At 45.4% G+C, this 22548-nt stretch carries 18 protein-coding genes; 2 read left to right on the top strand and 16 right to left on the bottom strand.

What is annotated here, in order from left to right; translation table 11 throughout:
* Positions 1-391: 391 nt before the first annotated feature.
* Together ACTJLE_RS03910 and ACTJLE_RS03905 are read right to left on the bottom strand one after the other, a co-directional pair.
* Positions 392-1054 (bottom strand): DUF3800 domain-containing protein, encoded by a 663-nt coding sequence (locus tag ACTJLE_RS03910; RefSeq protein WP_481267507.1) that lies wholly within the window; start codon positions 1052-1054, stop codon positions 392-394.
* Between the two features lie 582 nt (positions 1055-1636).
* Positions 1637-4738, bottom strand: coding sequence for a BspA family leucine-rich repeat surface protein (locus tag ACTJLE_RS03905; protein WP_481267506.1), 3102 nt, complete (start codon positions 4736-4738; stop codon positions 1637-1639).
* 202 nt (positions 4739-4940) lie between these two features.
* On the opposite strand from ACTJLE_RS03905, the gene ACTJLE_RS03900 reads away from it, so the two are divergent.
* Together ACTJLE_RS03900 and ACTJLE_RS03895 are read left to right on the top strand one after the other, a co-directional pair.
* Positions 4941-7025, top strand: a complete 2085-nt coding sequence (locus tag ACTJLE_RS03900; RefSeq protein WP_481267505.1) for a DUF4037 domain-containing protein — start codon at positions 4941-4943, stop codon at positions 7023-7025.
* Positions 7025-7714, top strand: a complete 690-nt coding sequence (locus ACTJLE_RS03895) for a DUF4125 family protein (protein WP_481267515.1) — start codon at positions 7025-7027, stop codon at positions 7712-7714. Before ACTJLE_RS03900 ends, ACTJLE_RS03895 begins: the two co-directional genes overlap by 1 nt.
* A gap of 17 nt (positions 7715-7731) precedes the next feature.
* Here the strand turns inward: ACTJLE_RS03895 and ACTJLE_RS03890 are convergent, their stop codons facing one another.
* The 14 genes from ACTJLE_RS03890 to ruvX form a co-directional block, all read right to left on the bottom strand.
* Entirely contained in the window at positions 7732-8379 is a 648-nt protein-coding gene (locus tag ACTJLE_RS03890; protein ID WP_481267504.1) for an HAD family hydrolase, read from the bottom strand.
* Between the two features lie 124 nt (positions 8380-8503).
* Complete coding sequence (locus ACTJLE_RS03885; protein WP_481267503.1) at positions 8504-8968, bottom strand: metal-sulfur cluster assembly factor; 465 nt, start codon at positions 8966-8968, stop codon at positions 8504-8506.
* A gap of 35 nt (positions 8969-9003) precedes the next feature.
* Positions 9004-9726 (bottom strand): Fe-S cluster assembly sulfur transfer protein SufU, encoded by a 723-nt coding sequence (sufU, locus tag ACTJLE_RS03880; protein ID WP_481267502.1) that lies wholly within the window; start codon positions 9724-9726, stop codon positions 9004-9006.
* A gap of 55 nt (positions 9727-9781) precedes the next feature.
* Positions 9782-11134 (bottom strand): SufS family cysteine desulfurase, encoded by a 1353-nt coding sequence (locus ACTJLE_RS03875; RefSeq protein ID WP_481267514.1) that lies wholly within the window; start codon positions 11132-11134, stop codon positions 9782-9784.
* A 69-nt stretch (positions 11135-11203) separates the two neighbouring features.
* Entirely contained in the window at positions 11204-11980 is a 777-nt protein-coding gene (gene sufC, locus ACTJLE_RS03870) for a Fe-S cluster assembly ATPase SufC (RefSeq protein ID WP_004110671.1), read from the bottom strand.
* A gap of 9 nt (positions 11981-11989) precedes the next feature.
* Positions 11990-13252, bottom strand: coding sequence for a Fe-S cluster assembly protein SufD (sufD, locus tag ACTJLE_RS03865; RefSeq protein WP_481267501.1), 1263 nt, complete (start codon positions 13250-13252; stop codon positions 11990-11992).
* Entirely contained in the window at positions 13252-14790 is a 1539-nt protein-coding gene (sufB, locus tag ACTJLE_RS03860) for a Fe-S cluster assembly protein SufB (protein WP_481267500.1), read from the bottom strand. Before sufB ends, sufD begins: the two co-directional genes overlap by 1 nt.
* A 322-nt stretch (positions 14791-15112) precedes the next feature.
* Positions 15113-16795: a CTP synthase gene (locus tag ACTJLE_RS03855; protein ID WP_481267499.1), complete on the bottom strand. Its 1683-nt coding sequence runs from the start codon at positions 16793-16795 to the stop codon at positions 15113-15115.
* A 62-nt stretch (positions 16796-16857) separates the two neighbouring features.
* A complete protein-coding gene (locus ACTJLE_RS03850) occupies positions 16858-17313 on the bottom strand; it encodes a type II 3-dehydroquinate dehydratase (RefSeq protein ID WP_481267498.1) in 456 nt (151 codons plus the stop codon).
* A 20-nt stretch (positions 17314-17333) separates the two neighbouring features.
* Positions 17334-19004: a bifunctional shikimate kinase/3-dehydroquinate synthase gene (locus ACTJLE_RS03845; RefSeq protein WP_481267497.1), complete on the bottom strand. Its 1671-nt coding sequence runs from the start codon at positions 19002-19004 to the stop codon at positions 17334-17336.
* Positions 19001-20188 (bottom strand): chorismate synthase, encoded by a 1188-nt coding sequence (gene aroC / locus ACTJLE_RS03840; RefSeq protein ID WP_481267496.1) that lies wholly within the window; start codon positions 20186-20188, stop codon positions 19001-19003. The genes ACTJLE_RS03845 and aroC overlap by 4 nt, the downstream gene beginning before the upstream one ends.
* 60 nt (positions 20189-20248) lie before the next feature.
* A complete protein-coding gene (locus ACTJLE_RS03835; protein ID WP_481267495.1) occupies positions 20249-20755 on the bottom strand; it encodes a peptidase A24 in 507 nt (168 codons plus the stop codon).
* A 70-nt stretch (positions 20756-20825) separates the two neighbouring features.
* Positions 20826-22001 (bottom strand): endolytic transglycosylase MltG, encoded by a 1176-nt coding sequence (gene mltG, locus ACTJLE_RS03830; protein WP_481267494.1) that lies wholly within the window; start codon positions 21999-22001, stop codon positions 20826-20828.
* A 64-nt stretch (positions 22002-22065) separates the two neighbouring features.
* Positions 22066-22542 carry a Holliday junction resolvase RuvX gene (gene ruvX / locus ACTJLE_RS03825; RefSeq protein WP_481267493.1) on the bottom strand — a complete coding sequence of 159 codons (477 nt, stop codon included), beginning with the start codon at positions 22540-22542 and terminating at the stop codon, positions 22066-22068.
* Between the last annotated feature and the right edge of the window lie 6 nt (positions 22543-22548).

Raw genomic sequence — 22548 nt, 5'->3', positions numbered from 1 at the left:
ACGTTTGTGGACTTGAGTTGGGTGTAAGTACACAAAAGCGCGCATAGTTCCTCGCGTTTGTGTACTTGAGTTAGGTGTAACGCAAGCTCACGCTCCGAATTGCTTTCGCGCGAGCAATGCTGCGCTCAAGCAGGTCGTCGCGCTGCACTAGGATTTCATTTCTCATGTGTTACACCCGCGCAGTTACAAACAACACAAACTACAACGTGTTGCTAACGTTATTCTAATCTGATAAAATTTCAAATAGTCTCTCGAATAGTCACCCGCTGGTGTGCGTTTCTTTACATAACGTAATGAATAGAGGGACTATAATTTTTTATCTGCTATTTTCGAAATCAGTACAGAAGTTGTCTGTTATTTGCGGCAAAAAATTTTGCAAATTAGCAAAATTTTATTTGTCATCTGTAAACACCCAATACGTTCCTAACGGCTTATTAGTCCTATAAGCAAAAGTATTAAAATGCGCCAATGCTTTTGGGTTACCAGTTTCCAATTTTGCATGAACAGCTCCAGCTGTCATATCCGCCAATTGAATCATTGGATTGGTTTTTGAATCAACAAAATCAACCTTACTTAATGTTCCTGGACATACTTTATTAACTATATTCATTAGATAATCTGCATCAGGAATAGAAAAAGCGCGAGTATCCTGTCCATCAATATACAAAACACATTCCCTGACCACTCCAAATGTGTGCGTAAAAAGCTGACGTATCATATAACTTTTTAGTAGCCTAGGATTACTTAATAAATTTTTACTACGAATTTTAGTTTTGTCTGCAATAATTACTCGTACGTGATAATTGGCCGATTTCATGCAATCAAAAAACACATCTTTAAGCTTAGGATGCGTTTTATTATATTTAAATTCTCGATCATACTTATGAAAGAATTCACCATTGTGTTCCTCACATCTTGCTGTTTCCATCAACTTCCAAGCATGAGTAATGTCTTCAATAGAATCGAAAATACATGCTGCTATCACGACATATCTCGTCGAACCTCTGTCGTATTTAAACCCAGAGTCACCAGAATCGTCTATATAAGCAAACATAAATTAAACTATACAAAGCGTGCGTGAATTGTAGATTATAAACTTAGGAATTTAAAATAATTCGCGCAATTAAGGTTGGGTTTTGTAGCTGCTTTTGCCAATTTATGGAACATTTGCCGGAGAATTCCCCGCGTTTGTGCGACGACCTGCTTTCGCGCTTAGAGCGTAGCGCGCGAAAGTAACTCGGAGCGGAAACTCGCTTAAGTTGGAAGTCCAGTGGACTTCCAACGCGAGTTTCGTAGCGAGCACTTGTAGTGCGAGCGCATCAGCCATTTTATGAAACATTTGCCGGAAAATTATCCGCGTTTGTGGACTTGAGTTGGGTGTGAGTACACAAAAGCGCGCACACCTCCTCACGTTTGTGTACTTGGGTCGAGTGTAAGTACACAAAAGCGCGCACACCTCCTCGCGTTTGTGGACTTGAGTTGGGTGTACGTACACATTTGCGCGCATGTTGTCTCGTGTTTGTGTACTTGAGTTAGGTGTAACGCAAGCTCACGCTCCGAATTGCTTTCGCGCGCGCTGTGCTGCGCTCAAGCAGGTCGTCGCGCAAACGCACTCTAAGCGTGCCGATCTCATCTGCTACTCTTCAACAATCTGCTTCTCGTCGCGCTTCTTCCTCATCTTATATCCCAAAGCAAAGCCGATAAGCAGCATAATCAGCCACGACACAATCAATCCAGCAACCAACCCAGCAACCAAGCCGCCATTTTGCAACCATGAACACTTATTGCCGTTTTGATAAGACGCAGCGTTATTTTGCGGCTTTTTTGCCGAACCGGCGGAATTATGCGAATTTGCGTCCGACGGTGAAGTTGGACACACGCATTTGCAAGTTCCGTCGCTGCTATTTAACTGCTTTTGCGCTCCGAAATTGGCGTCATTAGTGCGATTATTACGATTATTGGGATTATTACGATTAGCAAACCCACGACGAAGCGCATTATTTTCTGCGTCAGCGCCCTGGATTGATTGAAGTGGATTTTGAAGCGCGTTTTCAGGCGCGCGCTTGAAAGGATGCCCGAAAGAATCAAACGGATTCGGAGTCGGGATCAAATCTGGGTTCGGAGTCTGATTCGGCGTCGGGTTAATATTCAAATCAGGCTTTGTATTTATGCCTGGCAAAATACCAGAATCATCTGGATTCGGCGCTGGTACTGGCGCTGGGTTAGGCTCTGGACCAGGCGTTGGCGTCGGAGTCGGTTGCGGCACCGGTTGCGGAGTCGGAGTCGGAGAAGGACCAGGTTGCGGACCAGGCTGTGGCTCTGGCTCTGGTGGAGTTGGTGGCGTTGGTGGAACAGGCGGCTTTGGCTTTGGCTTGTGCTTTACATCAGCCGTAAAAGTGACGTCACAAGGTGCTAGTATAAACGCATTTTTAATATTCTCATCTTTAATATCCAGATTTAACTTATTATCAAGCAAATAATTTATCTGTATACTGCCATCACCATTAGATCCACTATTCATAATAAGAGTTTTCCCACCACGCCTATAATGAGCAGAATCAAATATTGGTTTTAACAGTTGTTTCCACTTAACAGTATCCCCATCAACAATTCCAAGAGATTTTCTAATCTCATCAAAAGTCATGATTGATTTATAACGAGAATTATCCGCTTCTTTAAGAAGATTTTTCAATGCATCAATAGTAGTAGTATTTTTAGATTCGCGAATAAGTTTAGCAGTATAAGTTAAACCAAGATCTTCCGCCTGTAAAGCTAGTTTCTCTTTATTATCTTTGTAAGTAGATTTACCGCTTAATTGAAGATCTTTACCAGGAGTATATTTATGCGTGCAATTCACAAACTCTGTATTCTTACCTAACGTATTATTCTTACCTAACGTATGACTTTGACCTTGCAATGCGTCAGTAATACAGGTAATTGTGTTATTAGGATTTTCAGCGTTCCCAACTTTGCTGTCAAACGTAACTTTAATATAATCGCGAACCCGACGAAGATAGTAAAAATCAGGTCCAGAATTATTAGTCACAAAATCAATATTTTCTCCAGGCTTAATAGCAGATTTGCCTTTGGATTTGCGCCATATGCCATCAGGAAAAATAGAATAGTTTCTATTAAATTTACCCACTCTATCCACAAACAGCGTAAGATCTCTTAAACTAGAATCTTGGAACATGCCAGCAGTTGCATAACGAGAATTATTTCCATCTTTAACTAACCTTTGTGGGAATTGCCACCTCCTTAAATCTAAAGACTCAACTCCACTGCCATAAAACATTGCATACATATCTTTAACACTTCTAGTATCCCAGTTTTCAACGCCAGCAATAGTTTTCAGATTTTTGGTATTGAGAAACATTTCAGACATATTAACGACTTTGCTAGTATCCCACTTAGCAAGCGAACCAATACTAGTTAGAGCCTCATCTCCGTAAAACATAAATTGCATATACTTAACATTCGAGGTATTCCAGTTCTCTAGGCCTTCGATAGTTTTCAATCTTGAAGCGCCTTGGAATATAGCGTCCATATCAATAACATTGCTTGTATTCCACTTAGCAAGAGAACCAATACTAGTCAAAGCTTCATCATTCATAAACATACATGATATGTCTTTAACACTTTTAGTATCCCAATTCTCTAAACCTTTAATAGTTTCCAAACTTTTAGCTGAAGCAAACATGCCGTTCATACTAGTAACTTTTCCAGTATTCCATTTAGCAAATGAATCAATAGCATTCAACGATTCATCACCGTTAAACATAGCTCCCATATTCGTAACGTTTCTGGTATCCCAGTTTTCAAAACCTGTTACAGATTTAAGATTTTTATCATACTCAAATAAATGATTTATATTCGTTAATGTACCACTTTTAGCAGAAAAAAGTTTTACAGTCTTCAAAGAATCGCAATACTGAAACATTCCTTGAATATCAGTGAAATTAACGTTTTGCCAACCGCTCAAATCAAGATTCTCAAGTTTTCCACAACGATCAAACAGGCTTTGAGCGTCTTGAACATTTTTCATATCCCAGTTTTCAATGCCATCAAGCTTTTTAAGACTATTACGAGAAATTTTAGAAGGATAATTACCAATTCCAGTAAACATACCATCAACTTTTACAGGTTCATTATCTTTCTTAACGAATTCAATATTTTCTAATCCTTGTATTAGCTCTGTATGGTCAAAAGATCTAAACATGTGTTCAGCGTTATGAACTTTGAATTTACCATTTATAACAATTTTCTTTATGTTAGATTCATGAACATTACCAAAACTGCCAGTTTTGTTAAAAATACCATCATCGTCAGAATAAATTAATGCATTAGCATCAACAGTTGAATTTTGATTCTTTTGCCTTAAGACTAATGTGGAATTATTTTCACCAACTAAAGTCCACTCTAGATTTCTTTTTTCATTCTCAACCCATGTAGCGTGAGATAAATCGATGTGATTGTCGGAACTAGTAGAATCAGATGTCTCACCAGCAGCACGATTGCCAGAAACCCGACCAGAACCCGCACCAGCCGAATGCGCGGCATTTTTTGGGGCTTTTGGAGCAGCAGCGCCGGAAATCGCGGAAGTGGAACGCACGCTACCTACCAACCCGACTGCGCTTGTAACCATTGGCAACGTCATTGTTACTGCCGCAATCGCAGACGCACAGATGGCCACAATTTTATAAATCCCGCTTTTATTCCTCACGCTCTTCTTGCTCATTTATCTTCCTGTTCAATCAGCGAAAATGCATACTCCTAATACCTATGCTAGCCAGTAAAAAAAAAAAACGGAAGAGAAGCGCAAAAATAAGTTAGCGCGCGTAAAGTTTTTGTCGCTTCTCGAGAAGATTACGGAAGTTTCTTTACGTGGCTGTAAAGTTAAAGTCGATTGATTGAACGAGCGCAATAGCAAGGGGGCTTTGATGCAGAACGCTGCGCAGTTTTATAGCGAGCTTGACGAAATGTTCGCGAATCACGCGGGCGCGAACGCAATCGAATCGTACCTTTTGCGAAAACTTGCCGAAACGCAGGTAAATTCCAAAACCGCGGAAGGTACAGCAGCCGCCGAAACCGACGAAACCAATCCCCTCCAACTTTCCATTCTCAACGAACTCATGGGATTCTACCGTTCGCGCGGAGAGCATGCAAAAAACAAGCCAATCATTGATAATGCGCTAGATTTGGCAAAAAAGATGCACCTAGCCGGCACCGAAGCCGGCACAACCACGCTGATTAACGCCGCCACTAGTCTTCGCGCGGCAGGCATCTACGATCGCGCCGAAAAAATTTACACTCAGGCTCTTAACGAATCAGCCACAACGCTCGGCGCTAAAAACCGCAAGCTCGCAGCGCTTCACAACAATCTTTCGATGCTTTACAGCGAAACAGGCAACACGAGTGAAGCAATTGAGGAGCTTAATCAGGCGCTTGAGATTTTGCAGAATACTAGCACGAATCCTGATCACGACATCGATATTGCCGCCACGCACACGAATATTGCGCTTGCGATGCTGCAAAAGTACTCGCAAGAACGCACGCAAAACTCCTCGCAAAACTTCTCACAAAACTGCTCACAAAACTGCTCACAAAAGTCAGATGCAAATACTAACGCGGTTCTTGTTAGCGAGATTCTTAAATCCGCTTTTAAGCACGCTTCGACCAGCGTTCGCATGTACATCGCTGGAAATAACGAAAATCAGCCGCACTACGCTTCTGCTTTGGCTGGTTTTGCGCAGGTGCAGTGCGCGCGCGGAGAGTACGCTCAGGCGGCGGAAAGTTACAGTAAAGCGCTTGATTTGATTGCGAAATGTTACGGAAAAGATAGCGAATCTTACGCGATTACGGCGGAAAATTTGCGGCAGACGCGCGAGTTGGCAGAAAAAGTTACGAAAGAATCTGTAGAAGTATCTACGGAACTTCCCGAATCACCAACTCACGAATCACCAACTCACGAATCACCAAGCCCACGCATAACATCCCCACACATAAAAACCGGCATGCAACTTGCGCAATCATACTGGCAAACTTACGGAAAGCCGTTACTTGATCAGCCAAAATTTGCGAGGTACAAAAATCGCATTGCAGCAGGATTAGTTGGTCACGGCTCGGAATGCTACGGTTTTGACGACGAGATTTCGCGCGACCACGATTTTGGGCCCGGCTTCTGCTTGTGGCTTACCGACGAAGATTACGCGGAAATTGGCGCGGATTTGCAAAACGCTTACGACGCACTTCCGCGAAAATACGCCGGTTTTGACTCTCGCAACGAAACGCCGCGCGCCAAATCATGCGAAAGCAGCAAGCGAGTCGGAGTATTTCGCATAAGCGAATTTTTCGAAAATCTAACCGGCTTCCCCACTGCCCCGGCCGCAAACGAGCCGCACTTATGGCTATCGTTAAGCGAGTCAACGCTTGCCGCAGCGACGAACGGCAAAATTTTCGCGGATCCTCTTGGCGAGTTCTCAAAAGCGCGCCAAAGCTTCAAACTCATGCCGGACGACGTGCGAATCTCACTAATCTCCAGAAGACTCGGCATGATTTCGCAAGCCGGCCAATACAATTTCCCACGCATGATCGCGCGAAAAGACTCTTCCGCAGCGTGGCTTTCTATAAACGAATTCGTGCGCGCAACCGCTTCCCTCGTTTTTCTACTCAACAATCCCGTAACCGCAGGCTACTTGCCGTACTACAAGTGGCAGTTTGCGGCATTGCGAAAGCTCAGCAATCGCATGGCTTCTAGGCTTCCGGAAGTGTGCAGCAAACTTGAGGCGGTAATGCGACTTTCTTCCGCTGCTTGCTTTGGCGGAAACGGATTTGGCGAAGGCGGAAAAGGCGATAGTATTGCGCAAAAGCAAGTTACGCAAATAATTGACAGTATTTGCGAGGATATTGTGCGCGAGTTGCAATACGAGGGCTTAAGCGATTGCGGCGAAACTTTTTTGGAATGGCAGCGACCGTACGTTGAAGCGCATATTAATTCGCGCGCTGCGTGCTTAAGGAGCTTATGATGTGCGATTTAGAAGAAAAACAGCAAGCGCAAAATCTTGCGGAAGTGCAAAATCCGGAAGCGCAAAATCAAAAATCAGAAAATCTTGCAGAAGAAATTACAAAACTTGAGTGGAATCAGTTTCAGCTTACAGAAAACGAAGGCGGACGCGCGAATTGTCAAGGAAACTGGCCAACTTTTCGCATTATGCGCATGAGTCAGTTTTTGGCGTGGCCGCTGGATTTGCAGAAGTCTTATAAGCAGGATCTTGAGCGCGCGAATCAAATCGGCCGCAATTTGATTACGGAAAAGTATGCGCGAATGATGGAGTCGACTGCACCGGAAATTTTTGAGCGCACGATTAAGCCTTATATTAAGCCGATTTTGGAGCCAAGAAAAAGCGCGCAGGAGCAGATTATTTTAGCGCAAGTTGAGTGGGCTGCAGATTTTCGCGAGCGCTACCCACATTTGGGTTTTGTGATGCGCGTGCTTAAAAGTAGCGAGGATACTGCAGAAAATACGTCTTTTGAAACGTATTTGCGAGGCGAATTAAGCACGTATTCTGACGCAACTTTCGCAAAATACCAACGTTTTGTGAATAACTTGCGCGCGAAAAATCTAAATCTTACGCAAATAATAATTGCGAATACTGTGCGCATGTATGGCTACGATTCGCTCGAAGCGGCTGAGAGCGCGCGACGACCTGCTTGAGCAGCTTAAGATGCAGCTTAAGAATAGAGCAGCGACGCTGCAGAAGCGGCGCGAGAGTCACTTTCAAGGAAAAGCGTGGAGGAAGGCGAAAGATTAGCTTGCTGCAAAAACGCGCGGTAAAGCATTACGTCGGGTTTGCGCAAATGCGTTTCGCAAGAAGCGCAAACGCCGTTAAGTTCGCCGAGTATTGGGCAATTTTTTCGCGCGAAGTCTAGCCAATCGCAAGAAGCGTTACCAAGCGCCCACACGCGCACACCGTTCGCAATCAACTCGCGCGCCTGACCGCAAGCATCCGCGCGCTCGCCTGCAAAACCACGCTCGAAACGCTCAAAATACAAGCGATACAGCCACGTAACCGCAGGCCCGTGATGCTCATCAAACGAATCAATCGCCTGATCGCAACTCCACCCGGCCTCGCGCAATGACTCGTGAAACTCAAATCCCCATTCCGGCTCGAAACTAAAAAGCACTTCCCCAATAAAATCTGGATAATCCGCAGCCAAGGTGCGGCGCGCATCCCAATCCACCAGCATATGCAAATCGAAAACAACGTCGGAAATTCCGCGCGAAACATATTCGCGCACATCACTTATTTCGCGCACACTATTTATATCGCGAATATCGCAGACTCCGCTTGCACTAACTGCTTTTATTTCAGCGCACATAATTCCCACTTACTTATGCCTATACTAAAAAAGATTATTAAGTAGATTATTAAGAAGATTACTAAGTAGATTACTAATAAGATCACTAAGTAGATTAAGAAGAAGAATATTAACGCAATCCAATTCACGCGGTTGGCGGAATACCAGCGCTCATTGACGCATCTCCAACTACCCCAGAACCATACATTCCAGCCGCAAAACTCGCTTGCAAACTGTTGATATTGTAGCCAAGCGCCTCAAGCTGCGCGCGACCGTCCTCATTAATGTTTTCAACGCTCCAACGCGGCTTCCACGTCCAGTCAATGCGGAACTCTTCCACCAATCCCGCGAGCGCATTCGCGCACTCGTCCTCAATCAGCTCCGTTAACGGGCAAGCAGGAGTGGTAAGCGTCATGGTAATAATCGCGCGACCAAGATCGTCAATTTCGATTCCGTAAACAAGACCCAAATCAACAACATCAATGCCTAATTCCGGATCTACAACATCGTGTAAAGAATCTAAAATATCTTCCTCTGTAACTCTACCGATGTCGTTCGCGCTTAAAGGTGTCGACGCCGCCACCTCAACTGCCGATTTATTTTCTGCCATAATATTCCTTGCTTTGCTTGTACCAAAGTTCGATTTTACAAGTTGCCAAGAATTTGCGGATTTAAGTTTTGTGAAGCTTTTGCGATGCTGTCTTTTAGGCCTTCCCACGCCAAAAGTGCGCACTTGATTCGCATTGGGTAGCGCGATACGCCTTGCAAAACCATTGCGTCTTCCAGAGCATCTTCGTCCTCTTCGCTTTGCAAACCTTCGCCTCGAGATTCCATAAGTTTGTGGAAAAGCGCGTCTAATCGCAAGGCTTCGTCAACCGACTTTCCTTCGACTAAATCAACCATCATCGAAAGGCTTGCTTGCGAAATTGAGCAGCCGTGACCATCCCACTTAACGCTTGAAATTATGGGGGTTTCGTTATTATTTGCGATATTTGAAAGCTCTACTCGCATTGTGACTTCGTCGCCGCAAGTTGGGTTGAATTGGTGCGATTGACCTAAAGCAGAGTTTTCTGCAAAGATTGCCACAGCGCAACTTTCGTGAGTATTATTTAGAGTGATTTCGGCAGATTCTTTATTTTCGGATGATTCTGTATTTTCTGCAGATTCGGCAGATTCAGTAGATTCTTGAGTTTCTTCCTGCAGTTCCGCTTTTGCGAGCGCGTCCGTGCTTTCGAAATGAGTTTTGCCGTGCGGATTTCGCGCAGCATCCAAAATCACTTCTTGATACATGCTTTCTAAGCCGTCACCAGACGTATCCCCAAAACCTGCACCAAAACCAGTACCTGCACCAAAACCCATATCAAACATTCGCTCTCCTTACCAACTCTAACTCGCTAAAGCACTAACTCGCTTGCTAACAACATTATGCACCAAAGTAGGCGCGAACGTGGGACACGGCTTCAACAAGAGCGCGAGCTTCGTCAATCGTGTTGTAGACTCCAACAGACGCGCGGTTGGAAGCGTACACGCCAAAATGACGGTGAATCGGCTGAGCGCAATGATGCCCAACGCGAATCGCAATGCCTTGCGCATCCAAAAACTGGCCAACATCATGCGGATGCACGCCTTCAACTTCAAAAGCAACCGTGCCAATTCGCTTGCTCAAATCAGTCGGCCCCAAAATGCGAACGCCCGGAATCTCACGTAATTTTAGCAATTCTGCAGCAATTTCCTGCTCATGCTCTGCAACTCGGCTCATGCCAATCTCGCGCAACCAATCCGCAGCAACGCCGGCTGCAACCATTTGCGCAACAGGCTGAGTTCCAGCTTCAAAACGGTAGGGCGCATCCATGTATTGCGCCGGCTTGTTAAGCCAAGCAAGCTCCACCATTGAGCCGCCGAAATTGGCCGGCGGAAGCGCGTCCAAAAGCTCGCGGCGACCATACAAGAATCCAACTCCCGTAGGACCGTACATTTTATGCGCACTAAAGGCTGCAAAATCAACGTTTAACGCGTGGAAATCAACCGGAATATGCGGCACTGACTGGCATGCGTCAAGCACAAAAATCGCGCCGACTTCGTGAGCGCGCTTGCAAATCGACGAAACGTCCGTAATAGCGCCAGTAACGTTGCTAATATGCGTAACTGCAACGATTTTCGTGCGTTCGTCAATAATCGTGCGTAAATATTCCGCATCCGTGCGCACGCGGCCGTCCTCTGTTACGTCAATCCAGCGAAGCTCCGCTCCCGTGCGAAGAGCAAGTTCCTGGAAAGGCAGTAAAACAGAGTGATGATCCGCGCGAGATACGACTATTACGTCGCCTTCGCGAAGAGCGAAATTTTTGCGAAAATCACACTTAGAATCAGCAGTACCAGCTAAATCAGCACTATTTTTTTCGCAAATTCTCGCTTTCGCACTAGCGTTACCAATAGCAGTTGCAAGAAGATTAAGCGCGCCCGTAGCTCCCGGAGTAACAACAATTTCTTCACGCCCAGCTTCCGCGCACGCTCCAACAAGCCACGCAACCTTAGCACGCGCTTGTTCAAACGCAACCGTGGAAAGAGCCGCCAACTCGTGCGCTCCCCTGTGAACTCCTGCGTTAATCGTTTCGTAAAACTCTTTTTCGGCGTCGATTACAACTTGCGGCTTTTGTGAAGTTGCTGCAGAATCCAAGTAAATCAAGGGTTTTCCGTGCACAGTATCGTAAAGCGAAGTGCCGTGAACTGTGCGACGCAAAATCGGAAACTGCGAGCGCAAATCGCTAAATTCTCGCATAATATTTTCTTCAGTCACTTTAGTCATATTCTAAGCCGTTATTTAAAACTATTATTTTATAAGCCGCACTTACGCCAGCGCCGACTCAGTTGCGCCTTCCGGCAAATACTTGTCGTAGCCTTCTTCTTCCAGCTCGTCTGCAAGCTCCGGGCCTGCAGTCTTTACAAAGTGACCTTGCGCAAAAACGTGCACAATATCCGGCTTAATATACTTGAGGATTCGCGTGTAATGCGTAACCATCATAATGCCCAAACCGGTGTTTTCTTTAGCACGATTCACGCCTTCAGACACAATTCGAAGCGCGTCAACGTCGAGACCGGAATCAGTTTCGTCCAAAATCGCGAACTTTGGTTTCAAAAGCTCTAGTTGCAAAACTTCAGCACGCTTCTTTTCGCCGCCGGAGAAGCCTTCGTTTACAGAACGAGACGCGAATTTTGGATCCATTCGAAGCTTTTTCATAGCCTCACTAAGTTCTTTAACCCAGCTTCTTAAAGATGGAGCTTTGCCTTCAACTTCGGTTTTTGCAGTGCGAAGGAAATTCGTCATCGACACGCCTGGTACCTCTACTGGGTATTGCATTGCGAGGAAAAGTCCGGCTTTTGCTCGCTCGTCAGGAGTCATTTTCAAAATATCTTCGCCGTCTAAAAGCACCTGGCCGGAATCGACTTCGTACTTTGGGTGCCCTGCCAAAGTGTATGCAAGAGTAGACTTTCCAGATCCGTTAGGACCCATAATTGCGTGCGTTTCGCCAGAATTAACAGTAAGATTTACGCCTTTTAAGATTTGCTTGCGACCTTCTTTTGTTTCTACAGAAGCGTACAAATCCTTAATTTCCAAAGTTGACATTATTTTCTCCTATTCTTCCGTTCTTGAAAGACGGCGCTCAATCGCCTTCATTAAGTGATCAACAATTTCCGGAACGCCAATTTCTTCAATCAGCTCGTTAAAGAATCCGCGCACAACAAGCTTTCGAGCCTCAATTTCACTAATTCCGCGCGATTGCAAGTAGAAAAGCTCTTCGTCGTCAAATCTACCAACAGAACTTGCGTGACCTGCGCCAATAATATTGCCGTTTTCAATTTCCAAATTCGGCTCAGAATCAGCGATTGCGCCAGGAGTGAGCACTAAATTACGGTTCAACTCGTACGAATCTGTGCCAGGAGCTTCCGGCTTAATAAGCGCGTTTCCAACCCAAGTCGAATGCGCGCCCTTTCCTTCCAAAGCTCCCTTGTACACAACTCTGGACTTACATTCCGGATGATTATGCACAACCATCGTGCGGTGCTCCACATGCTCGCCCGGATCCACAAAATACATGCCGAGCATGTTCAAATCGCCCTGCTCGCCGCCAAAATCCTGATCCATGCGAATGCGCACAACGTCTCCGCCAAGAGTGACCATCGTGTGGCGAAGCGAAGATCCCTCACCAACGTGAATACGCTGATTTCCAACATGCTTGCTACCCAAGTCCCACTCTTGAATAAATGTAGTAGAAACATGCGCGTGCTTTCCGAGGATAATTTCCACGCCTTCAGCAAGTTTTGCGCAGCCGGTATGTTCGATAATAATATCTGCGTTTGCGCGAGGATCTGCTTCGATTACTAAGTGCAGAGCGTCAAGCGGCAGCGCGTCAAGTGATTGCAGATTATTCCCGTGAATTTGCAATACGATTGGCTTTTTGATTTCGCCAGATACGTGAAGTACGTGCGCTTGTTTTGCTACATTCCATGCGACTGCAGCTGCGCGATCAGAAGGCTTCATGTCGGTGTGAGGAGCCTCGTTTTGCGGCTTTACTTGCAAACTTACGGAACCTTCGCTGCCAACGTAAGAATCATCTAATGCTGCTCCACCAACGCCTTCAAGCTTTACTTGAAGACTATTAGCCGGCTCAAAGCACTCGAAAAACTCGGAAATTCGCTCAACTGGAGTGTATCGCCAATCTTCCTGCTTGCGCGTGGGAATCGCAAAATCTTCCACGTTAAAAGAGCGCACAGATTTGTCGGCGCTAGAAGGCATTGCTGCAGGAACAGCGTAAGGATCATTAGGGTCTGCTACAGGAATACTAATTTCTTTTTCAGCCATTTTATTGCCTAAATTCTTTTCCAAATCTTCGCTCATCAGCCCACGGATCCTTCCATTTGCAACTCAACTAAGCGATTAAGTTCAAGCGCGTATTCCATCGGCAGCTCGCGGCTAATCGGCTCCACGAAGCCGCGCACAATCATGCCCATAGCCTCTTTTTCTTCAAGACCGCGGCTCATCAAGTAGAAAAGCTGATCTTCGGAAACCTTGGAAACAGTAGCCTCGTGAGCCATCGAAACGTCGTCTTCGCGCACGTCAACATGCGGATAAGTGTCGGACCTCGAAAAATCGTCAACAAGCAAAGCGTCGCACACAACCGAAGAACTAGAGCCCTTCGCACCCTTAATAATCTTCACAAGACCGCGGTAAGCAGAACGCCCACCGCCGCGCGAAATCGACTTCGCAACAATCGTAGAACTTGTGTGCGGAGCCAAATGAATCATCTTCGCACCTGTATCCTGGTACTGGCCGCGGCCGGCAAAGCTCAAAGACATGGTTTCTGCTTTTGCGTACGGCTCGGCAAGAATACAAGCAGGATACTTCATAGTTGCCTTGGAGCCGATGTTGCCGTCAACCCACTCCATTGTGCCACCTTCGCGCACGTAAGCTCGCTGAGTTACCAAGTTATACACGTTATTCGACCAGTTTTGCACAGTTGTGTAACGCACGCGAGCATGCTTTTCAACAACAATTTCAACGTTTGCAGCGTGAAGCGAATCCGTGGAATAAATAGGAGCCGTGCAACCCTCAACGTAATGCACGTAAGAGCCTTCATCCGCAATAATAAGCGTGCGTTCAAACTGACCCATGTTCGGCGTATTAATGCGGAAGTAAGCCTGAAGAGGAATATCCACGTGCACGCCTTTTGGCACGTACACAAACGAGCCGCCGCTCCAAGCGGCAGTGTTAAGAGCCGCAAACTTGTTGTCGTCAACAGGAATCACAGTTGCGAAATACTTTTTTACAAGCTCCGGATACTTTTGAACTGCAGTATCCGTGTCAACAAAAATAACGCCTTGAGCAGCCAAGTCTTCGCGAATCGAATTGTAAATAACTTCCGACTCGTACTGTGCTGCAACTCCTGAAACTAAGCGCTTTTTCTCCGCTTCCGGAATGCCGAGTCTATCGTAAGTTTTGCGAATATCTTCCGGCAAATCGTCCCAAGTTTTTGCTTGATCATGAACCGGACGCACATAGTATTTAAAATCGTCAGCGTCAAAACCGCTTAAATCAACGCCCCAATCAGGCATCGGCTTTTGCAAAAACGCGCGATAGCCTTGCAAGCGAAGATTTAGCATCCACTCCGGCTCGTTTTTATCGGCTGAAATTGCGCGCACAACCGACTCGTCAATACCCTTTTTTGCAGCCTCTCCTGCAGCATCCGAATCATGCCAGCCGTAATTGTAATCGCCAAATTCAGCAACAATCTGCTCGTCTTGGCGAATTTTCTCTTCGTTTACGCGAGCGCGATCTGCCACATACTGGCTCATTTCAACGTCTGCAGCTTTATTTTTTGCGGGATTACCATCGCTTGCTGTAACACTTGTATGACTAATATTGCTACTATCGCTCATACGCTTATAGCACCTCCATGCATAACGCTGCCACGCTCTTACTTGCGCGCGTAATCGCAAAAGATATTCCCCAACGTTACTTTTGCATTCTGCTTAGTCTATTTCCTACCTATTTAAGGGTACCGCGTAATGCGATTTCTTGGTATAGCCGTGTTATAAACAAAACGTAATGTTTCTCACAATCAATTAAATAAATAAGCGGCAAAACTTAAAGAAAATCCAGTTTTACCGCTTGACTTTACTTAATTAATTTTTATTTAAAACTTACTTAAGATTGACTTACATAAGTTTTATTTAAGATTGACTTAAATCTTACTTAAGTCTACTTATCTTCCTTGCTATTTTGAGCAGCCTCTTGATGCTCAAGAGCAGCCGCAACCAAGCCAGCAAACAAAGGATGAGGCTTAGTTGGACGAGACTTAAACTCTGGATGAGCTTGAGTTGCCACATAGAATGGGTGAACATCCTTTGGAAGCTCCACAAACTCAGTCAAATTACCGTCCGGGCTTTGGCCACTAATACGCAAGCCAGCTTCACGCAAGCGATCCTTATACGCAACGTTCACTTCGTAACGGTGACGGTGACGTTCAGTAACATGCGTAGTGCCATAAAGCTCAGCAACAATAGAGCCTTCCTCAAGTGTTGCAGGGTAAGAACCGAGTCGCATTGTGTGACCCATATCTCCCTTACCATCCACAATATCTTTCTGCTCTTCCATAGTTGCAATTACTGGATCGCCACAATCCTTTTCAAACTCAGTGGAATTAGCATCCTCAAGTCCAAGCACGTGACGAGCGTACTCAATAACCATAGATTGCAAGCCAAGGCAAAGACCAAGCGTTGGCAAACCATGCTCGCGAGCATAACGCAAAGCGCCAATCTTACCTTCAATACCGCGAATACCAAAGCCGCCTGGAATAACCATGCCGTCCATTTGGTCAAGAGCTGCAGCCGCACCTTCTTGAGTTTCGCACCTATCGGCAGCAACCCAACGCACATTTACCTTAGCCCAGTTTGCAAAACCACCAGCCTTAATAGCTTCCGTAACAGAAAGATAAGCATCCGGCAAATCAATATACTTACCGACGATTGCAATGTTCAGCTCATGCTTTGGATGATGCACGCGCTCAAGCAAATCTTCCCACTCGTTCCAATCAACATCGTGGAATGGAAGCTCAAGCTCACGCACAACGTAAGCATCCAAGCCTTCATTGAACAAAATCTTCGGCACATCGTAAATGCTTGGAGCATCCACGCAGTTCACAACGCCTTCTGCATCAACGTCGCACATAAGCGAAATCTTGTCTTTAATAGCCTGATTAAGCGGACGATCAGATCGCAAAACAAGCGCGTCTGGAGAAATACCAAGCTGACGCAGCATCATCACAGAATGCTGAGTTGGCTTAGTTTTCAATTCGTGCGCAGCTGCAATATAAGGAACCAAAGAAACGTGCACAAACATGCAGTTTTCAGGACCTAAATCGCGGCGAACTTCACGAGCAGCTTCCAAGAATGGCTGGGATTCAATATCGCCAACAGTTCCGCCGATTTCCGTAATAATTACGTCAACATCGTCGGAAGCTTGCGCGCGCATACGCGACTTAATTTCGCCAGTAATATGCGGAATAACTTGCACGCACTGACCCAAATATTCACCAGCACGCTCTTTACGAAGCACAGACTGGTAAATTTGACCAGTTGTGACATTAGCTTTTTGGCTTAGGAAAACATCAAGGAATCGCTCGTAGTGACCAATATCAAGATCTGTTTCTGCACCATCTTCCGTAACATAGACTTCACCATGCTGGAATGGATTCATTGTGCCAGGGTCAACGTTGATATAAGGATCGAGTTTTTGTTGCAATACGTGCAATCCGCGGCTTCGTAAAAGTCGGCCTAACGAAGATGCAGTAAGGCCTTTTCCAAGGGACGAAACAACGCCACCAGTGACGAAAATATGCTTTGTAATATGCTCCTGAGAGTTACCATGTTGTCTTCTAACCATGGAACTCCATAGTATCTTCGAGCCTCGACGCTGGGTGTTGATTCGCAAAAAATCGAACAAAATCAAACAAGATGCGCAACGGCCTCTAAAGCAAGCTTGTAGCCATACAATCCCATGCCAGTAATTGTGCCGGTTGCAACAGGACTTATTACGCTTATTCTGCGGAATGAATCGCGTGCAGAAGGATTAGAAATATGCACTTCCATTAGCGGCACGCCTGCATCCAAAACCATGTGAGCTGCGTCTGCGAGCGCATAACTGTAGTGCGTAAAAGCAGCAGGATTCATAACAACAGGCGTGCGAGTATCAGCAGATTCGTGCATCCAGTGAACCATTTGCGCTTCGTCGTCACTTTGGCGCACTTCTACTTCAAACCCAAGCTCCGCTCCCCACTTTTCGCAATATTCGCGCAAAGTTTCAAAATTTTCGCTACCGTATACGTCCGGCTGACGAACTCCAAGACGGCCAAGATTAGGACCGTTTACTACAAGCACTTTTTTTGGTTGTTGATTTTCCATGAGTTGCCTCTCAAGATTAATTATTTTTGCTTATAGACTCGCTTAAAAGCTTCTTTAACTGCTTCAATAGGCGGATTGTCAAGATGAATAGGATTTGAAATACCATCCAAAATTACGAAACGTAACATGTTTCCGCGCGCTTTTTTATCGCAATGCATAAGATTAAGCACGCGCTCAAAAGCAGAATCAGCATCTTCTCTACTCTGCCACGAAGTTGGCAATCCAAGCGAATCTAAAAGCGAACGATGGTAGGAAACGTCTTGAGTGTCCAAATATCCTAAAATTTGCGCAAGCTCTGCCGCAAAAACCATTCCAACAGCAACAGCGTTTCCGTGGCGCCAACGGAAGTGCTCAATCTGCTCAATCGCGTGACCAAGCGTATGACCGTAGTTCAAAAACTCGCGCAATCCCTGCTCTTTTAAGTCGCTAGACACATGGTACGCTTTTACTCTAACTGTGCGCTCAATAAGTTCTACAAGCAGTTCGTGAAGCTCGTTATTATTTTCCAATTGATCGCCGTCAAATTCGCGTAAAAGCTTGGCATTATTCGAGTTGCTAAGAATTTTCAAAATTTCGCCGTCTAGAATAAAACCAGATTTTGCAACCTCGCCCAAGCCTTCAATAAGAATGTCGTTTGGAAGAGTTGAAAGAGTTGAAGTATCTGCTAAAACGCCTGCTGGAGTGTAAAAACTGCCGACCAGATTCTTTCCAGCATCCGTATTTATGCCAGTTTTTCCGCCAGTAGACGCGTCAACCATTGCAAGAAGCGAAGTTGGGCAGTTTACGTAACGAATTCCGCGCATCCAAGTTGCAGCCACAAAGCCGGCTACGTCCGTAGCTGCTCCCCCGCCTAAGCCAACAATTGCATCGGAACGCGTAAAACCTGCATCGCCAAGCCGCGCCCAAAGTACGCTTGCAACTTGAATAGTTTTTCCAGCTTCAGCATCCGGCACTAGCATGTCAAAAACTTCGTATCCTGCTTGACGCAAAATTGCGCGAGCTTTATCGCTGTGACGCTGCACCGGTTGCGTGTGAACTAATCCGACGCGAACAGGCTTTGTGCCGAGCATTTGCGGCAAAAGTTGCATTGCGCCGTCGCCAATTCGAACGTCATAAGGTTCAATTGCTTCGCCTGTTACGTGCACAATACGTTGCATAATCATATTCCTTAATTTTTCTGCAGCCATGCAAGGAGTCGAACCTTTAGTTGGCATGTGAATATTCGAAACTTTTCTAAAAATAGGGTCTCGCTGCTCGAATAATTCCATCCAACGTTTTTGCGCATCATCGCCGTTTAGCATAGGACGATTATTATTCCAACTTGCGCGCTCAATTGCTTCTTGAGCATTCGCTTGCAAATAAACAACGCGGCCACCCAAACGCATGTATTCTTGCAAAACTTCCTGCGTTTCTTGACGCAAAGGCGCCCCTCCCCCAAGAGACACAATGCCTTCTTCAGCTTGATTTCCTAAAATCACGCTTTTAACTATGCGAGCTTCTACGTCGCGAAAAGCTTCTTGACCATATTGCTCGAAATATTGCGGAATTGGCATAGCAACTTCGCTTTCGATTATGGTATCAGTATCACAAAAAGGCATGTTCATAATATTCGCAACTTCGCGACCAACTCGCGACTTTCCAGCTGCGGGCATGCCGATAATAACAGCTAGAGGAATTTTAGTATTGCTCATTGCATATGCTCCGGCCAAGACGCTACGTAAGACTCTGCATTTCGTTGCGTTTCTTGCAAGGAATCTCCACCAAACTTTTCTAAAGCGTACTTTGCTAAAGTAAGCCTTACCATAGCTTCCGCAACTACTGAAGCTGCAGGAACAGCAGTGAAATCGGAGCGCTGGTTAATAGCTTGAGCCGCCTCTCCAGTTATCACGTCTACTGTGCGCAAAGCGCGCGGAATAGAAGGGATTGGCTTCATTGCGGCGCGTACGCGAATAATTTCGCCGTTTGACATTCCTCCTTCAATACCGCCGGCACGGTTTGTTAAGCGCGTTATTTTGCCATTTTCGCCTGTTACGATTTCGTCGTGCGCAGCTGAGCCTGGGCGATCTGCTTCTGCGAAACCGTCGCCAATCTCTACGCCTTTAATTGCTTGAATTCCCATAAGCGCGCTTGCTAATGCAGCATCTAGGCGACGATCCGACTCAACGTAGGTTCCAACTCCAGCTGGCATACCGTATGCCAAGACTTCAACCACTCCGCCTAAAGTATCCGCGTTTGCTTTTGCTTCGTCAATTCGCGCCATCATTTTAGCTTCAGCGTCTTTATCGAGAGTGCGAACAGGAGAAGCGTCCAAAGCAGCAACATCGTCAGGTGTTGGTAAAGCTAAACTTTTGTTAGCATAAACGCCGCCAATACCAACAACATGCGCAACCGTGCGCACACCAAAAGCCTGCTCTAAAAATGCGCCCGCAACAGCGCCCAAAGCCACTCTCGAAGCCGTTTCCCTAGCACTCGAGCGCTCCAAAATCTCGCGAGCATCATCAAAACCGTATTTACGCATTCCGGTTAAATCCGCATGGCCCGGACGCGGCCTAGAAAGCGCAGCATTGCGGCCTTCTGATGGAATCTCATGATCCAAAGGATCTGCGCTCATCACTTCCACCCACTTTGGCCACTCAGTATTCGCAATCTCCACAGCAATTGGCGAGCCAAGAGTTACACCGTGACGAACGCCAGTTAAAAGTCGCACTTTATCTTGCTCAAACTTCATGCGAGCACCGCGACCGTATCCAAGGCGTCGGCGAGCAAGCGCCGAAACCAAATCGCTGCTAGTAATGCGCACGCCTGCCGGCAAACCCTCAATCATAGCTACTAATGCTTCACCGTGCGACTCACCTGCTGTTTGCCATCTAAGCATGCCATTCTCCATTCGCTGAATTACAATCGCAAAATTTACGCGTCCAAATACCCTACTTTACTAACTACCAAGTATTGAGTGGGTTGTTATTGACAGCAATGCTGCAAGTATGGCAGATACTGCTTCGACTGGCACGAATGGTATTGATACGTTTCTTGGAAGGAAGATTTTGCAATAAATTTTCCATAGTAGAAGCCAAACTAAGCCAACTAAACAAACTAAAGCAAACCAGTAAATTAAGCAGTCAAAACCGAATAATATCAATGCTTGCGCAATCATTGCAGCGCTTGTAACGTCGCCGAATCCAAAGGAATTTGTTGGAGCGATTTTTCGCATAATCAAATAAATTGCGAAAACAAATACGCAAGAAATCCAGCCGAAAAGCAGCAATCTAATATTCCCGAACAAAATAATCGAACATATAAGATTCGCTAAAGACTGCAAAAATAGCGCAATAATAATCCAAAGTCTTGGAACTACGCGACTTTTTATGTCAGTTATGCAAACTGCAATTGCGCACGCAAGCGTTGGCAGCGCCGATATTATCGTAATAATTAATTGCTTCATTAAAGCAGATTATTAAAACTCATAAAACTTTTGCAACCTAAACACATGCATGTGGTTAAAAGCTATATTTTTAGTTGCCTTCGGGATTGTTGCGCTTGTACTCGTCGCGGAATTTCAAGAATTCGTCTTTGTTATCCGTAAACTTCGTCTCACCAGTCTTCAAATTAGTGGTAACAAAGTAAATCCACGGCCCGTCTTGAGGCTTAATGGTGGAAAGAAGCGCGTCGTCGCCGGCAATACCAATAGGCGTAGGGGTAAGACCTTTGTGAATACGCGTGTTATAAGGATTGTTCGGATCGTCTAGCATTGCTTGCGTAAGCTTTATTGGCTTAACTCCTGCACCATAAGCAACAGTGGAGTCCATGCCAAGCGACATATCTTTTGCCAAACGGTTTAGTATTACGCGCACAACTTTTCCGTAATAGTCGTGTTTATTTACTTCAGCTTCGGCAATAGAGGCAATAGTTAAAGCTTTTTCGCGATTGTCGCCTTTAGGAATACCGAGAGAATCAAGTTTTGCAATACGCTTCTTTACCATTGCGGCAAGAATAGCTTCTGCACTTTTCATTGATTTTACGTTATAAACTCCAGGCTCCAACCATCCTTCAACGCTTCCGTGAGCTTCTGGAGGCAAAATTCCGGATGCTCCGTCTGCTAGCGCGGCTTTGAAATTATCCATGCTTATGCCAGATAGTTTTGAAGCGCGTTGCAAAACTTCTGTAGCGTGGTCTCCTGCACGAACTTCTAAGAAGCCTCCTGCTTTAGTTTGGTCGGAAAGAATATCAACAACGTCAATAGCAGCCATATGCTTTTTTAATACATAAACACCTGGGTACAAAATTTTATTGTTTGCTGCAACTGCCGAAGTAAACGCTGCTTGAGATTTAACTATATTTGCTTTAGCTAGCTTTGAGCCAATAGTAATAGCTCCCTCGCCAGTATCGACAGTAAATTCAACGGATCCAAAACCAGGACCAGGCCAATCTGCAACGGTCTCATTATCGTGTGACAATCTCAACGAATGCACTGCACTATAGCCGACGTAACTCACAACGCCTAAAACCATTACAAGCAGAAATATTAAAACTGTTCTAGCGCGACGTTTGCGTCGTTTTTCTACAACTCGAGCTTTAGCTCTGCTTTTAGAAGATCCTTCAGATTTAGAAGAAGAAGACGAAGACGGTTTGCCATCATGCTCTGTCCATTGAGCATGACTGTCAAAGAATTCGTTGAAATTATCAGACACGTAACACTCCTCTTCTACTTTCTACTGCGTTCACTAAGTATAGTTTTCGCTAGTATTGCGTTTGCTAATCTACTTGCGCTTGAAAACTATCTCTATTCGCATCAAGAGCAGATTGCAAAATTAATACTGCTGACTGCTGGTCAACCATAGGGCGATGCTTGCGAGTAGAAAAATCTGCTTGCAGCAACTGTCGATGAGCACTAACTGTTGTTAAACGCTCATCTTTCCAAACAATATCAGGCTCGTAAGAAAGCGTCCAATCGCCTTCATTTTTTGCCGATTCAATGCGTTTAGCTAAATTTCTGCCCCATCGACGCGCTTTTTTTGCAGATTTTCCTTCAGAACCGTCAAGTTGCAGCGGCAATCCAATTACAACACGACGAACCTTCTCTTCTTCAATAAGACTCATAACTTCGTCAATAGCTCTAAAAGAATCACCAAAAACTTGCACGTTTCCGATTGGATGCGCAAAAGTAAGCTCAGGGTCGGAAAGTGCAAGTCCGACCCTGGCATCACCTAAATCAATACCTAACCACACCATAATTCG

This window comes from Gardnerella sp. CCPDSM (genome assembly GCF_056754715.1).
Note: the sequence above shows the minus strand (reverse complement) of the source record. Positions and strands in the feature narration are given on the sequence as shown.

Bases quoted from the DNA above. Each gene is read 5' to 3' on its own strand.
- sufC (WP_004110671.1), bottom strand. From the start codon at position 11,980: ATGTCAACTTTGGAAATTAAGGATTTGTACGCTTCTGTAGAAACAAAA.
- ACTJLE_RS03875 (WP_481267514.1), bottom strand. From the start codon at position 11,134: ATGCGAGAATTTAGCGATTTGCGCTCGCAGTTTCCGATTTTGCGTCGC.
- ACTJLE_RS03835 (WP_481267495.1), bottom strand. From the start codon at position 20,755: ATGAAGCAATTAATTATTACGATAATATCGGCGCTGCCAACGCTTGCG.
- ACTJLE_RS03845 (WP_481267497.1), bottom strand. From the start codon at position 19,004: ATGAGCAATACTAAAATTCCTCTAGCTGTTATTATCGGCATGCCCGCA.
- ACTJLE_RS03890 (WP_481267504.1), bottom strand. From the start codon at position 8,379: ATGTGCGCTGAAATAAAAGCAGTTAGTGCAAGCGGAGTCTGCGATATT.
- sufU (WP_481267502.1), bottom strand. From the start codon at position 9,726: ATGTTTGATATGGGTTTTGGTGCAGGTACTGGTTTTGGTGCAGGTTTT.
- sufB (WP_481267500.1), bottom strand. From the start codon at position 14,790: ATGAGCGATAGTAGCAATATTAGTCATACAAGTGTTACAGCAAGCGAT.
- ACTJLE_RS03855 (WP_481267499.1), bottom strand. From the start codon at position 16,795: ATGGTTAGAAGACAACATGGTAACTCTCAGGAGCATATTACAAAGCAT.
- aroC (WP_481267496.1), bottom strand. From the start codon at position 20,188: ATGCTTAGATGGCAAACAGCAGGTGAGTCGCACGGTGAAGCATTAGTA.
- ruvX (WP_481267493.1), bottom strand. From the start codon at position 22,542: ATGGTGTGGTTAGGTATTGATTTAGGTGATGCCAGGGTCGGACTTGCA.
- ACTJLE_RS03895 (WP_481267515.1), top strand. From the start codon at position 7,025: ATGTGCGATTTAGAAGAAAAACAGCAAGCGCAAAATCTTGCGGAAGTG.
- ACTJLE_RS03910 (WP_481267507.1), bottom strand. From the start codon at position 1,054: ATGTTTGCTTATATAGACGATTCTGGTGACTCTGGGTTTAAATACGAC.
- ACTJLE_RS03905 (WP_481267506.1), bottom strand. From the start codon at position 4,738: ATGAGCAAGAAGAGCGTGAGGAATAAAAGCGGGATTTATAAAATTGTG.
- ACTJLE_RS03885 (WP_481267503.1), bottom strand. From the start codon at position 8,968: ATGGCAGAAAATAAATCGGCAGTTGAGGTGGCGGCGTCGACACCTTTA.
- ACTJLE_RS03900 (WP_481267505.1), top strand. From the start codon at position 4,941: ATGCAGAACGCTGCGCAGTTTTATAGCGAGCTTGACGAAATGTTCGCG.
- ACTJLE_RS03850 (WP_481267498.1), bottom strand. From the start codon at position 17,313: ATGGAAAATCAACAACCAAAAAAAGTGCTTGTAGTAAACGGTCCTAAT.
- sufD (WP_481267501.1), bottom strand. From the start codon at position 13,252: ATGAGCGAAGATTTGGAAAAGAATTTAGGCAATAAAATGGCTGAAAAA.